The organism is Salinibacter grassmerensis, from assembly GCF_947077765.1.
Taxonomy (GTDB): Bacteria; Bacteroidota; Rhodothermia; order Rhodothermales; family Salinibacteraceae; genus Salinibacter; species Salinibacter grassmerensis.
The window spans coordinates 587,073-600,124 of sequence record NZ_CAMTTF010000002.1; the positions used below are offsets into that span (position 1 = coordinate 587,073).

The window sequence follows — 13,052 nt, forward strand, 5'->3', positions numbered from 1 at the left end:
GGCCCGGCGGGGCGTATCGAAGGGAAAAGTCGAGTAGTGTACACGAAAGGTACCAGCGGGCGAACACAATGTCTCCGGGGTCACGGCTTTTTCGAACCCGATCCGTCGTTGCGATCGAGCCGTGCCCGGATCGCCTCGGCGTGGGCCTGCAGGTCTTCGGCCTCCGCGATGGTCGCGATCTTCGGTCCGGTCTCGTCCAGTCGGTCCTTGGTGTAGGAAAGGACGGACTGCGTGCGCACGAAGTCGTCGACCCCAAGGGCGGAAGCATGGCGGGCCGTGCCGCCCGTGGGCAGCACGTGGTTGGGTCCCGCAAAATAGTCGCCCACGGGCTCGGACGAGTACTCGCCCAGAAAAATGGCCCCGGCGTGGCGGATGTGGGTCATGGTCTGCCAGGGGTCGTCCACGTGCAGCTCCAGGTGCTCCACGGCGAGGTCGTTCATCAGGTCAATGGCCGCGTCCATCGTGTCGGGCACGACGCACGCCCCGTAGTCGGTCAGGGCCTGCTCAATCACGTCGGCGCGGTGGAGGCCGGGCACCATCGCCTCTACGTGGTCCTGCACCGCCTCGGCCAGGGGCCGGTGGGGCGTGATGAGGACTGCGGAGGCCCGCTCGTCGTGCTCGGCCTGGGAGAGCAGGTCGGCGGCCACGAATTCCGGGTCGGCCGTGGCGTCGGCCAGCACGCCGATCTCACTGGGGCCGGCCACCGAGTCGATCCCTACGCGCCCAAACACCTTCTTTTTCGCGGCGGCCACGTACGCGTTGCCCGGGCCCACGATCGTGTCGACCGCCGGCACCGACTTGGTCCCGTACGCGAGTGCCCCGACGGCCTGTGCGCCTCCAACGGCGTAGATGTGGTCCAGGCCGAGAAGGGCGGCGGTGGCGAGGACGAGCGGGTGAGGCCGCCCATCGTCCTGCGGGGGGGAGACGAGGTGGATCTCGTTGACGCCCGCGACCTGTGCAGGGAGTGCATTCATGAGCAGACTCGACGGATAGAAGGCCGTGCCGCCCGGCACGTACAGCCCGGCCCGCTCCATCGGCACCACACGCTGTCCCAAGATCACCCCGTCCCCGTCGTCGGTGAACCAGGACTCGTCCAGCTGCTTGTCGTGGAAGTGGCGAATGTTGGCCGCGGCCTCCTCAAGCGCGTCGCGCAGGTCGTCGTCGAGCGCGTCGACCGCACCGTCGAGCACCGAGGCCGGAACCTTGACCGGGTCGGGGCGCACCCCGTCGTACTTTTCGGTCAGCTCGATGAGCGCGTCGTCGCCCTCCGCACGAATCCGCGCCAGGATGTCCTCGACGGTGGCGTCCACCGCGTCGCTGAAGGTGCCGCCCCGGCTCACGATGGCGTCGAGGCGAGCGGTGTCGTCGGGCGTGATTAGGGGAATCATAGACGTGGAGATGCACGAAGTAAACGAGATAGGACGGATAGATCTATTTTCGAACCGGGGGAATGTTTTGGGGCGGACGTTGAAAGGTTGGAACGCCCGCAGCGGAGGCATGCATCGAGGGGGAGTCAATGCCCCAGCGGAACCGAAACGTCCGGTGCACGCGCAGCGTTTGCCAGTGTGATATGCCCGATGTTAAAACTGCCTCCCATACCGTTGGCACCGCCGAAGACCGCGTGGACCTCAAGACGATGGGCCGTGCGGGGCTGAAGGACTTCGTGGCCGACCACGGCGTGCCTCCCTACCGCGGCGACCAGCTCTTCAACTGGATCTACGGGAAGGGGGTCTCCGACTTCGAGCGGATGTCGAACCTCCCCAAGCGGATGCGCCGCGGCCTGCAGCGAGACGCGACGGTCGAAGACATTGAGATCGTGGAGCAGCAGCAGGCGGCCGATCAGACCGTGAAGGCCCTCTTCGAGCTGCCCTCGGGGCGGGAGGCCGAGACGGTGCTCATCCCTGCCATCGACGAGCGGGGCGAGGCGCGGCGCCTCACGGTGTGTGTGTCGAGCGAGGTCGGCTGCGCGATGGGGTGCGAGTTCTGCGCCACCGGCCTGATGGGCTTCCGCGAGAACCTCACGCCCGGGGCCATCTTCGACCAGGTGTGGCACATGAACGAGGTCGCCCACGAACGCTTCGGGCGGCCCGTGACCAACATCGTATTCATGGGGATGGGAGAGCCGCTCCTCAACTACGACGCGGTGCTCGACAGCATTTCCATTCTGACCGACGAGGACAGCCTCAACCTCTCGGCCCAGAAGATTACAGTGTCCACCGTCGGCCTCGCGCGCCGCATCAAGGACCTGGCCGACGACCAGCTGCGCACCAACCTAGCCGTCTCCCTGCACGCGCCGGACAACGAAACGCGCAGCACCATCATGCCGGTGAACGAGGCGGAGAAGACAAGCCTCCCGGCGTTGAAGGAGGCGCTCCAGTACTACTCTGAGACGACTGGTCGCCAGATCACGTACGAGTACTGCCTCTTCAGGGGCGTAAACGACAGTGAGGAGGACGCGCGAAACCTCGCCGAAATTACGCGCTGGGCCCCGAGCAAGGTGAACCTGCTCATGTACAACCCGGTCGAGGGCCTCAACTTCGAGCGCACCTCCGAGGAGCAGCTCGACCGGTTCGTGCAGGTGCTGGTGCAGGAGGGCGTGACCGTGACGGTGCGGCGCAGCCGAGGGCAGGACATCGACGCTGCGTGCGGGCAGCTCGCCAATGAAGAGGACGCGTAAGGGGAACGAGGAAGAGAATCGTCCCCGGATGAGTCTGTATCCCGACGACAGGCGCGCGCCCCTCGTGCTCTGATTGCCGTCGGCGGGCGTGCACCAATCATCCGTTTGCTTATGCCTGTCTCTGATTATGGCCTATTCCTCTTCTGATGCCCCCGACTGGCTCACCCGTCTCGTCCAGGGGCTCCTCGGCATCCTCGGCTTCTACGCCGCCGTCCGACTCTTGCCGCGTGTGCTGAAGAGCATGACGCGCCGCTTCCTGTTCGGGCTCGTCGGGGAAATCCTGCTCGTGGCCCTCGGCCTCTTCCTCACCCGCCGGGCCACAGACCGCCCCGATTCCCAAGACCCCGTCCCCGCGGAAAAGCGAAAGTGAGCTAGACCGTGGGGAAGAGACACGTCCCGCGACGGAGACGCTGCTTCGCGACGGACCGATCTGTGGGGGAGACCCGCCCTCCGAACAATCATCCATTGATTCCGCCACCGCCCATGTTTGAAGAAACGGGCTTTCGATCTGATCAGCTCGGCGTCATCACGCACGGGTCGCTGAATGAGGGCATCGAAATGAAGCTCGACTCGGCGGAGTCCGTGGAGGACGTGGTGGCCGGAACGTTCGTCGTGATTCAGGGGGCGAAGCACGACTTCTTCTGCATGATCACGGACATCGAGATTGAGGCGGCCAACGAGCAGATTCTGCTTAACCCGCCCGGCCCGTCCGACGACCTGCTGCGCGAGGTGATGCAGGGGTCTGGCACCTACGTGACCGTGCAGCTGAAGCCGATGCTCATGATGCCGAATACCGACCATCCGGAGCTGACGGACGAGGAACCGGCGTCGGTGAAAACCATCCCCACGCACTTCTCGCCGGTGGCGCCGGCGGAGGCCGACGACGTGGCCCGCGTCTTCGGGGACGAGACGTGGGAAGGGGGCGACACGTACTTTCACGTGGGCCACCCCATCGGGATGGAGGAGACCCCGGTGTGCATCGACCTCGCAAAGTTTGCTGAGCGCTCGAATGCCATCTTCGGCAAGACGGGCACCGGAAAGACCTTCCTCACGCGGTTGCTGCTGGCGGGAACGATCGTGACGGGGCGGGCCGTCAACCTGGTGTTCGATATGCACTCCGAGTACGGCTACGGCAGTCAGGCGGAGGGGGCGGACGGACAAGGACAGTTCGTAAAAGGACTGCGCGATCTTTTCCCGAGTAAAGTGAGCCTCTTCTCACTTGACCCCTCCACCACCCGCCAGCGGGGGCACACGCCGGACTACGAGGTGCACCTGCACGCCGATCAGATTCAGCCAGCCGACATCCTGCCGCTGCGCGATACCCTTAACCTCAACGCCACCGCCGCCGAGAGCAGCTATCTCCTCAAAAATCAGTACGGCGACCGGTGGCTCACGACACTTCTGGAGGCGCAGAGCGGCGACGACTTCGAGCAGCTGGCCGACGAGACCGGCGCTCACAAAAGCTCGATTGAGGCGCTGCGGCGCAAACTCGCGCCCTTCCAGGAGTATGACTTCTTCACCACCGAGCCCTCGCCGGAAGACTACGATGTCCTCGATGCCCTTCTCGAAACTCTAGATTCGGGCACGTCGGTGGTTCTCGAGTTTGGGCAGTACGACGATCTGCGCGTCTATCTGCTGGTCGCCAACGCCCTCACGCGCCGCATCCGGCGGGCCTACGAGGAGAAAACAAATCGCTACCGCCAGACGCAGAACGAGGGGGACAAGCCGCAGCCCCTCATGATCACGATCGAGGAGGCGCACAAATTCCTCTCGCCGGACATTGCGCACGAGACGCCGTTCGGCAAGATTGCGCGCGAGATGCGGAAGTTCTTCGTGAGCCTGCTGGTGGTGGACCAGCGGCCCAGCGCGATCGACGAAGAGGTGCTCAGCCAAATTGGCACCAAGATGGTTGCCAAACTGAGCGACGACAAGGACATTGGCGCGGCCCTCGTGGGCACGAGCGATGCGTCGTCCCTCCGCGAAATCCTCGCTTCGCTCGACGCCAAGCAGCAGGCTCTCCTGTTGGGGCACGCGGTGCCCATGCCGATCGTCGTCAAGACGCGAACATACGACCAGGACTTCTACGACGCGCTCCGCAGCCACCCCGCAGCGAGCAGCGTCGACGGGGCGGCCGACCCGGATGAAGAAATGGAAGACCTGTTTTACTAAATCCCACCTCACCGGCTTGGGCTCTGCGCCATACCACCGACACCGCGTCCGCACGCCACGCGTTGGAGATGACGCCCACGGTGGGCCCCGAAAAGCGTCAGGGAGGCGATGTGCTCCCTGACGAGTGGCAGTCGAATGGAGAAAAGGCGCGATGTGTGTCCCGGGTCCGGACCGCCGTCGAACAGGTCTACGCCTGCGTCACCGCCGTGAACGATGTGCCGGAGGGACGAAGGTGGGGGCGGGGCGGAACCCCGCCGTCTCCAGGGTCCTGCGAATCTCCGTCGGAGAGGGCGTCGTTGATCGCATCCTGAACGTTCTGCAACAGAAGGGCGGCGTAGAGGCTGCGGTATGGATTCCGCTCTCGAGCCTCAATGGGCAGGGATGGCAGACGGTCGTTCATGGCGAGAAAAGGGGCAGGTCAGAAGGAACGAAAAGGCACCAGGGGTAGCGTTTTACAGAAAACTTGTTCTACAATTAATTTGCATCAAACAGTGTGCCAAGACCGTGAGGGTCGGATGAGACATGCTGAACGAGCAGGGAGGGACCGGTCGGGATGCAGAGTTTGGGCAAAATCGAGCCGGGCGCACATCCTGGTTTGAAACGACCGGGTCGTGCTCGTACGTTCGGTAGTGTCAGTCTTCCCAACGTGGGAGAATGTCTCACCCAACGATGCCCCTCGTCCCATGCCCGACTCGTCTGAGGTCTCCCCCGGCGCCACCCCCACCAGCGACCCGTCGTACGACCTGATCGGCTCCCGCCGGCAGCCGCTCGACGCCATTTTCGAACCGAAAAACGTGGCGGTGATCGGAGCGAGTGAATCGCCCGGCAGTGTAGGGCGGACCCTGCTCTGGAACCTCGTGAGCAATCCGTTTGGGGGCACTGTTTTTCCGGTTAACCCGAAGCGAGACAGTGTGCTCGGCATTGAGGCGTATGAGGGCGTCGCGGAGGTGGAAGCGGACGTGGATCTGGCCGTCGTTGCCACCCCCGCGCCGACCGTGCCTGACATCGTGGAGCAGTGTGGGGACGCAGGCGTCGAGGGGCTCGTCATCGTGTCCGCCGGATTTCGGGAAGTGGGAGAGGAGGGGGCCGAGCTCGAGCGCGAGATCAAAGAGATTGCTCGGCGGCACGGCATCCGCATCGTCGGGCCCAATTGCCTCGGGGTCATGCGGCCGCCCAACGGCCTGAATGCGACCTTTGCCGGGTCGATGGCCAACGAGGGCGACGTGGCGTTCGTGAGTCAGAGTGGCGCGCTCCTCACCTCGATTCTCGACTGGAGCTTCCGCGAGAACGTGGGCTTTAGCTCGTTCGTCTCCATCGGGTCGATGCTCGACGTCGACTGGGGCGACATGATTGAGTACCTAGGCGACGACCCGAAGACCGAGAGCATCGTGCTCTACATGGAGTCCATCGGGAACGCACGGTCGTTCCTCTCGGCGGCGCGGGACGTGGCACAGAGCAAGCCCATCATCGTCATCAAGGCGGGGCGCACCGACGCGGCGGCCGAGGCGGCGGCGTCCCACACCGGCACCCTCACCGGCAGCGACGCTGTGTTAAATGCGGCCTTCCGTCGCAGCGGCGTGCTGCGGGTCGACGACATCAACGACCTCTTTTACATGGCCGAGGTGCTTAGCAAGCAGCCCCGGCCGGAGGGGCGCAACCTCACCATCCTCACGAATGCAGGTGGGCCCGGTGTGCTGGCGACCGACGCCCTGATCGGGGGCGGCGGTGAGCTGACGCCGATCTCCGGGGACGCAATGGACGACTTCGATGACATCCTGCCGGGGGCGTGGAGCCATGGCAATCCCGTCGACATTCTGGGGGACGCCGATCCGGAGCGCTACGCGGAGTCCCTGGAGGTGGCGGCCAACGACGAAAACAGTGACGGGCTGCTGGTCGTCCTGACGCCCCAGGCCATGACCGAGCCCACGAAAACGGCCGAGCATCTTCGGCCCTACGCCCGCGACAACGACAAGCCCATCCTGGCCAGCTGGATGGGGGGCGACGCGGTGGCCTCCGGTGAAAGCATTCTCAACAAGTCCGGCCTGCCCACCTTTGCGTATCCGGACACCGCGGCGCGTGTGTTCAATCACATGTGGCGCTACAGCTACAACCTGCGCGCCCTCTACGAGACGCCGAGCCTGCCGGAGGACGAGCCGGGCCTCCCCGACCGCGAGGCGGCCGCCGGCATCGTGCAGGACACCCACGAGTCCGGTCGCGTGCTGATGACCGAGCACGCGTCCAAGGAGCTGCTCTCGGCCTACGGCATCCCCACTGTCGAGTCGCCGGTGGCGGAGACCGCCGAGGAGGCGGTTGCGGCGGCGCGGGAGATTGGGTACCCGGTGGTGGTGAAGCTCCACTCCACCTCCATCACGCACAAGTCGGACGTGGGGGGCGTGCACCTGGGCCTCACGAGCGACGCGGACGTCGAGTCTGCCTTCGCCGAGGTCGAGAATAACGTGGCGGAGGGGTTCGACGGGGTGACGGTGCAGCCCATGATCGACCGGAGCGACGGGTATGAGCTCATCATCGGCAGCAGCATGGACGAGCAGTTCGGGCCCGTGCTGCTCTTCGGCTCCGGGGGGCAGCTGGTGGAGGTCTATCAGGACCGCGCCCTCGGCCTGCCCCCGCTCAACCGCACCCTGGCCCGCCGCATGATGGAGCAGACCCAGATCTACGAGGCCCTCCAGGGCGTACGGGGGCGTGAGCCGGTGGACCTCGACGCGCTGGAGACGCTGTTGGTGCGGTTCAGCCAGCTAGTGGTGGAGCAGCCGCGCGTGAAAGAGATCGACGTCAACCCCCTACTGGCCCGGCCGGGCGACGATGGTCTTCTGGCCCTTGACGCCCGGGTGGTACTGCACCCGTACACGAAAGACGACGACGAGCTGCCGACACCCGCGATCCGGCCCTACCCGCGGCAGTATGTTGGCACGCACGCGATGGCCGACAGCGAAGAGGTGACCATTCGTCCCATCCGGCCCGAGGATGAGCCCAAGCTGGTTACCTTCCACGAGCGCCTGTCCGAGCGGAGCGTGTACCTGCGCTATGCCAACCTGATGAAGCTGGAGCAGCGGGTGGCCCATGATCGACTCGCCCGCATCTGCTTCATCGACTACGACCGCGAGATGGCGCTAGTCGCCGAGCGCCCCACGGACGACGGGGAGAATCGAATCATTGGAGTGGGGCGCCTCACCCAGCAGCCCGGGCGCAACGAGGCGGAGTTTGCGATGCTCGTGATTGACGAGTACCAGGGCGAGGGCATCGGCACTGAGCTGCTGCGCCGCCTCGTGGAGGTGGGCGAAAATGAGGGGCTGGACCGCATCACGGCCGACATCCTGCAGCAGAACCACGCCATGCAGCGGGTCTGCGAGAAGCTCGGGTTCGAAGTCGTGCGGGGTGACGGGCGAGAGATGGTACAGGCCGTAAAGACCCTCTGACGGCAGCTCCTGGTGACGATGGAGCAGAACACTTGGGCGATTATTGGAGGCGACAAATAAAAAAGGCTGCCCCTTCCCAAACCGGGAAGGAGCAGCCTTTTGGTTTTCGGTTGCAAGCGCGCGCCGAGTGGGCGCGAGCGTGCAGGGGTGTTACATCATGCCACCCATGCCGCCCATGCCACCCATGCCGCCCATGCCTCCGGCACCGCCAGCAGGCATGCCGCCGCCGGCACCGCCGCCGCCACCGCCGTCGTCGTCGTCCTCATCTTCGAGGTCGGCGACCGCGGCCTCGGTGGTCAGCAGAATGCCACCCACGGACGCAGCGTTCTCGAGCGCGGAGCGCGTGACCTTCGTCGGGTCAAGCACGCCCTCGTCGAGGAGATCACCGTACTCCTCGGTGCGAGCGTTGAAGCCAAAGTCGTCGTCGCCCTCCTTTACCTTCTGGACAACGATCGAGCCTTCATGACCCGTGTTCTCGGCGATCTGGCGCAGCGGGGCCTCAAGGGCCTCACGCACAATCGAGACGCCGATCTCCTGGTCCTCGTTCTCAACCTCAACCTCTTCGATGGACTCAAGGGCACGGAGGTACGCGACACCGCCACCCGGAAGCACGCCTTCGTCGACGGCCGCGCGGGTTGCGCTGAGTGCGTCCTCTACGAGTGCCTTCTGGGCCTTCATCTCCGGCTCGGTTGCGGCGCCCACGTTCAGCACCGCCACACCGCCGGCGAGCTTCGCGAGACGCTCCTGCAGCTTCTCCTGATCGTAGTCGGAGGTGGAGTTGGAGATCTGCTGCCGGATCTGGTTGACCCGGGCCTCGATCTCCTCTTCGGAGCCTTCGCCGCCAACGATCGTGGTGTTGTCCTGATCGATGGTGACGCGGTTGGCCTGCCCGAGGTAGTCGAGCGTGGCGTTCTCGAGGCGGTAGCCCTTCTCCTCGCTAATGACCGTGCCGCCGGTCAGAACAGCGATGTCTTCGAGCATCGACTGACGGCGATCGCCGAATCCAGGCGCCTTCACGGCAGACACCTTCAACGTGCCGCGCATCTTGTTCACCACGAGCGTGGCCAGGGCCTCCCCCTCCACGTCCTCGGCGATGATCAGCAGCGGGTTGTTCGTCTGGCTGACCTTCTCGAGGATCGGCAGCAGGTCCTGCATGTTGCCGATCTCGTCGTCGTAGATGAGGATGTATGCATCCTCAAGCACCGCCTCCATCTCCTCCGAGTCGGTCACGAAGTACGGGGAGAGGTAGCCACGGTCGAACTGCATGCCCTCGACCACGTCGAGGTACGTCTCGATGCCGCGGGCCTCCTCAACGGTAATCACACCGTCCTGCCCAACACGCTCAAACGCGTCGGCGATAAGGTCGCCAATCGCGTCGTCGTTGTTGGCCGAGATCGTAGCGACCTGTGAGATGCGGTCCTTGCCCTCGACCGGGTCGCTCTGGTTGCGAAGGTGCTCCACGACCTCTTCGGCCGCCGCGGTAATGCCACGCTTCACGTCCATCGGGTTGGCGCCGGACGTGACGCTCTTCATACCGGCGTTGATGACGGACTGGGCCAGCACGGTTGCCGTCGTCGTGCCGTCGCCAGCGTCGTCGTTGGTCTTCGAGGCGGCTTCCTTCAGCACCTGGGCGCCGATGTTGGGAAGGCGCTCCTCCAGTTCAATTTCTTTTGCGACTGTGACGCCGTCCTTCGTAATCGTCGGGGCGCCAAAGGATTTCTCAAGCACGACGTTCCGACCCTTCGGGCCGAGCGTGACCTTGACAGCTCTCGCTATCTGGTCGACGCCCTCCTGAAGAGCGTTTCGCGCTTCAGAGTCGAATTTAATCTGCTTCGCCATGGTTGCGTGTAAAGGGTTTCGTTCGGGGAATTCGTTCGGGAGTGGGAGTCGGTCGTACAACCGCGGCGCCGAGCGCCACGGGGACGGCCGGGTCGTTACCCTTCAACGACGCCGAAGATGTCGCTCTCGCGCATGATGAGATACTCATCACCGTCGAGCGTCACCTCAGTGCCGGCGTACTTGCCGTAGAGGACATCATCGTCCTCCTCCACCGTCATCTCGATCCGGGTGCCATCTTCGACGCGGCCCGGACCGGTCGCGACGACCGTTCCCTCTTGGGGCTTCTCCTTCGCCGATTCCGGAATATAAAGACCGCTTTCGGTCTTCTCTTCGGCCGGTTTCGGCCGGACGACGACGCGGTCGCCGAGAGGTTTGATGCTCGTCATGATCTGTTCGGAATGCCTTGTGAGGGATATGTGGATGAGGCGTCAGAGACTGTTATCACTCACCGATAGCGAGTGATAACAACTCCACGCTAAAGAACATCAGGGTCCGTTCTCTGTTCCCGATTGCCGCGAGACTCAGGGTGAAGATCCTCTAGCGACGCTTCGTATCGTGTCTCGCCGGTGTTCGGGAACGGTGAGGCAGTCTCGATGTGTGGGCCGAAACAGGCTTGGGCCCTGACCTCTGTCTGGTTCAACCCGTCTGGCTAGAAGTGATGCCAATCTCCTCCCGACACATGATGAACGGACGCAGCGTACGCCTCGTCTGGTACGGCCTGCTGGCGATCACGAGCGGGGTCTTCGCCCTGGCAATGCTTCCCCCGATCCTGCCGGCGTCGCTCCAGGCCGTGGTGCGGGAGGGTTTCGCACCGGTATGTCACCAATTGCCGGGGCGTTCGCTTCACTTCAGGGGCGTCCCGGTGGCACTTTGTGACCGCTGCAGTGGAATTTACGTTGGGCTGGTCGTGGGCGTGGCGGGGACGGGTTGGGGGGCCAACCTGTGGGCCACGCTCGGATCGTACGGCCGGTACGCACTGCTCGGGGCGCTCGTCCCGATGGGACTCGACTGGGCCGGGCCCCTGTTGCATCTCTGGGGGAACGGACCCGAGAGCCGCATTCTGACTGGGCTTCTCTTCGGAAGTGTAGCGGCCAGTTACGTCACGGCTCGACTTCTCCACCGCAAGGCACGGGCCTCCGGCATGGGTGGTCCCGAGTAGGCACGCTTCCCTTTCGGTTGACGGTGCTCATGCTTAATTTCGTGCGACCTTTCTCCGGGGCATGCAATGTCTTCGCAGGGCTCCGCTCGTTCATCCGCACAACACGTCTTCCGCACATCCATGACTCCCCGACAGCAGTCCATCCTGGTCGGCGCCGTCGTCACCGGCATTCTCAGTACGTCCTATCTGAACTTTATCAATACGATCTGTTGCCTCGGCGTCATCGTGGGAGGAATCGTCGCGACGCAGCAATTCACGAGCCGCACCGATCAGGCCATCGAGGCCGGCGAGGGTGCCGTGGTTGGTGCACTCGCCGGCGCCGGCGGGGCAATCCTTGGCTCCATCTTCGACGCGATGCTCCGCCCACTTGGCCTCGACTCGGACTCCATTTCGCGAGACGCAATGAAGCAGTTTATGCAGAGGATGGAGGGTCAGCAGGGCATGTCCCCCGAGATGATGCAGCAGTTTCAGAGCGAAGGAGGGGGGATCATGATGTTTCTCGTTGGTCTCGGCTTTAGCATCGTCCTCTACGCCATCTTCGGGGCGATCGGAGGTGCTCTCGGCACTGCCTTCTTTGGCGAAGATGACGCTGGCGGGTCGGGAATGGAGCAGGCCGTGGAGGCCGAGGTGATTGACGAGTAGGCTCGTTCCGCTCAGTCGAAGAGCGAAGGCTCGGTCTGACGCCGCTCCAGCTCCTCGATCAACCGCCGGTTGGCCCGGGGAAAAGCGTGATCGTCCAGTTCGTCGACCGTGACCCACCGAAACGGCTGGTCCTCTCGGGCTTCGGGCGGGCCGTCGTCGAGTCGGCCGCGGAAGGCATGAAGGGTGATTTTAAAATGGGAATAGGCGTGGGAGAGGGTGTAGAAGGGCTCCACGTCTCGCATTCCGACGCCGAGCTCCTCCTGCACCTCCCGCCGACACGCCGCCTCCATCGACTCGTCGCCCTCCTGCTTCCCGCCTGGAAATTCCCAGAGCCCGCCGAGCAGTCCCTCGTCGGGGCGGCGCTGAATGAGGAGCCGGTCGTCATCGTCGAACACGAGGCCCACGGCGATGTCTTCGTGGGGCACTGGTTCCGACTCGGGGGTGATGGGGTAGTCTTCCTCCGTTCCGGCGTCGTGGGCGCGGCACACTGCGCTGATTGGGCATCGGTCGCAGTGGGGCGTGCTGGGGGTGCAGACGAGCGCGCCGAGCTCCATCATGGCCTGGTTAAAGTCGCCGGGGCGGTCGGGGAGGAGGAGTTCGTTGGCGAGGTCGCGGAGGTGCCCTTCGGCGGAGCTCGTGGTGGCGTCCTCGTCCACCGCAAATACGCGGCTCAGCACGCGCGTCACGTTGCCGTCGAGGACGGCGTGGGACTTCCGGTGCGCGATCGAGAGCACCGCGGCGGCGGTATACGGACCCACGCCCTTCAGGTCCTTGATGGCGTCCATCGTGTCGGGGACGGCGCCGTCGTGCTCGTCGACGACGCGTTGGGCCGCCTCGTGGAGGTGGCGGGCCCGGGCATAGAACCCGAGGCCCTCCCAGTGTTTGAGGACGGCGTCGCGGTCGGCGCTCGCGAGGGCCTCAACCGTGGGGAAGGTCTCCAGGAAGCGATGATAGTAGTCGCGCACAGTGTCGACTCGCGTCTGTTGGAGCATGATCTCCGAGACCCAAATGCGGTACGGGTCGTCCGCCTCGCGCCAGGGCATCGACCGCTTGTGCTCGTCGTACCAGTCGAGCAAGTCGGTCCGGAAGGCCTGGCGCTGGCGGTCGGTGGGGGACAGGGGAAGTGTAGGAA

11 protein-coding genes are annotated in these 13,052 nt (G+C 64.6%); 6 read left to right on the forward strand and 5 right to left on the reverse strand.

Going from position 1 to position 13,052, the window contains the following annotated elements:
- Window positions 1-80 precede the first annotated feature (80 nt).
- A complete protein-coding gene (gene hisD, locus OJB03_RS06595; protein WP_263786107.1) occupies window positions 81-1,388 on the reverse strand; it encodes a histidinol dehydrogenase in 1,308 nt (435 codons plus the stop codon).
- Between the two features lie 182 nt (window positions 1,389-1,570).
- Between hisD and rlmN the strand changes: the two genes are divergently transcribed.
- From rlmN to OJB03_RS06610, 3 genes are all read left to right on the forward strand, one after another.
- Window positions 1,571-2,677 carry a dual-specificity RNA methyltransferase RlmN gene (gene rlmN, locus OJB03_RS06600; RefSeq protein WP_263786108.1) on the forward strand — a complete coding sequence of 369 codons (1,107 nt, stop codon included), beginning with the start codon at window positions 1,571-1,573 and terminating at the stop codon, window positions 2,675-2,677.
- Between the two features lie 127 nt (window positions 2,678-2,804).
- Window positions 2,805-3,047: a hypothetical protein gene (locus tag OJB03_RS06605; RefSeq protein WP_263786109.1), complete on the forward strand. Its 243-nt coding sequence runs from the start codon at window positions 2,805-2,807 to the stop codon at window positions 3,045-3,047.
- A 113-nt stretch (window positions 3,048-3,160) separates the two neighbouring features.
- Window positions 3,161-4,846: an ATP-binding protein gene (locus OJB03_RS06610; RefSeq protein ID WP_263786110.1), complete on the forward strand. Its 1,686-nt coding sequence runs from the start codon at window positions 3,161-3,163 to the stop codon at window positions 4,844-4,846.
- A gap of 187 nt (window positions 4,847-5,033) precedes the next feature.
- On the opposite strand, the gene OJB03_RS06615 is transcribed toward OJB03_RS06610, so the two are convergent.
- Entirely contained in the window at window positions 5,034-5,246 is a 213-nt protein-coding gene (locus tag OJB03_RS06615; protein WP_263786111.1) for a hypothetical protein, read from the reverse strand.
- Window positions 5,247-5,529: 283 nt separating this feature from the next.
- Here OJB03_RS06615 and OJB03_RS06620 point away from each other — a divergent pair, with 283 nt between their 5' ends.
- Window positions 5,530-8,280: a bifunctional acetate--CoA ligase family protein/GNAT family N-acetyltransferase gene (locus OJB03_RS06620; protein WP_263786112.1), complete on the forward strand. Its 2,751-nt coding sequence runs from the start codon at window positions 5,530-5,532 to the stop codon at window positions 8,278-8,280.
- Between the two features lie 150 nt (window positions 8,281-8,430).
- On the opposite strand, the gene groL is transcribed toward OJB03_RS06620, so the two are convergent.
- Both groL and groES read right to left on the reverse strand, forming a co-directional pair.
- A complete protein-coding gene (gene groL / locus OJB03_RS06625; protein WP_263786113.1) occupies window positions 8,431-10,119 on the reverse strand; it encodes a chaperonin GroEL in 1,689 nt (562 codons plus the stop codon).
- Window positions 10,120-10,214: 95 nt separating this feature from the next.
- Window positions 10,215-10,505: a co-chaperone GroES gene (gene groES / locus OJB03_RS06630; protein WP_263786114.1), complete on the reverse strand. Its 291-nt coding sequence runs from the start codon at window positions 10,503-10,505 to the stop codon at window positions 10,215-10,217.
- Between the two features lie 293 nt (window positions 10,506-10,798).
- Between groES and OJB03_RS06635 the strand changes: the two genes are divergently transcribed.
- Together OJB03_RS06635 and OJB03_RS06640 are read left to right on the forward strand one after the other, a co-directional pair.
- Window positions 10,799-11,278 (forward strand): DUF2085 domain-containing protein, encoded by a 480-nt coding sequence (locus OJB03_RS06635; RefSeq protein WP_263786115.1) that lies wholly within the window; start codon window positions 10,799-10,801, stop codon window positions 11,276-11,278.
- A 120-nt stretch (window positions 11,279-11,398) separates the two neighbouring features.
- The gene (locus tag OJB03_RS06640; RefSeq protein ID WP_263786116.1) at window positions 11,399-11,920 is read left to right on the forward strand and encodes a hypothetical protein; all 522 of its coding nucleotides are present in this window, start codon (window positions 11,399-11,401) and stop codon (window positions 11,918-11,920) included.
- An 11-nt stretch (window positions 11,921-11,931) separates the two neighbouring features.
- Here OJB03_RS06640 and mutY read toward each other — a convergent pair whose 3' ends face one another.
- Window positions 11,932-12,996: an A/G-specific adenine glycosylase gene (mutY, locus tag OJB03_RS06645; RefSeq protein WP_263786117.1), complete on the reverse strand. Its 1,065-nt coding sequence runs from the start codon at window positions 12,994-12,996 to the stop codon at window positions 11,932-11,934.
- Between the last annotated feature and the right edge of the window lie 56 nt (window positions 12,997-13,052).

What these genes read in the sequence shown, in the direction of transcription:
- groL (WP_263786113.1), bottom strand. Translation starts at nt 10,119, where the DNA reads ATGGCGAAGCAGATTAAATTCGACTCTGAAGCGCGAAACGCTCTTCAG.
- groES (WP_263786114.1), bottom strand. Translation starts at nt 10,505, where the DNA reads ATGACGAGCATCAAACCTCTCGGCGACCGCGTCGTCGTCCGGCCGAAA.
- hisD (WP_263786107.1), bottom strand. Translation starts at nt 1,388, where the DNA reads ATGATTCCCCTAATCACGCCCGACGACACCGCTCGCCTCGACGCCATC.
- OJB03_RS06620 (WP_263786112.1), top strand. Translation starts at nt 5,530, where the DNA reads ATGCCCGACTCGTCTGAGGTCTCCCCCGGCGCCACCCCCACCAGCGAC.
- OJB03_RS06640 (WP_263786116.1), top strand. Translation starts at nt 11,399, where the DNA reads ATGACTCCCCGACAGCAGTCCATCCTGGTCGGCGCCGTCGTCACCGGC.
- rlmN (WP_263786108.1), top strand. Translation starts at nt 1,571, where the DNA reads ATGCCCGATGTTAAAACTGCCTCCCATACCGTTGGCACCGCCGAAGAC.
- OJB03_RS06635 (WP_263786115.1), top strand. Translation starts at nt 10,799, where the DNA reads ATGATGAACGGACGCAGCGTACGCCTCGTCTGGTACGGCCTGCTGGCG.
- OJB03_RS06610 (WP_263786110.1), top strand. Translation starts at nt 3,161, where the DNA reads ATGTTTGAAGAAACGGGCTTTCGATCTGATCAGCTCGGCGTCATCACG.
- OJB03_RS06615 (WP_263786111.1), bottom strand. Translation starts at nt 5,246, where the DNA reads ATGAACGACCGTCTGCCATCCCTGCCCATTGAGGCTCGAGAGCGGAAT.
- OJB03_RS06605 (WP_263786109.1), top strand. Translation starts at nt 2,805, where the DNA reads ATGGCCTATTCCTCTTCTGATGCCCCCGACTGGCTCACCCGTCTCGTC.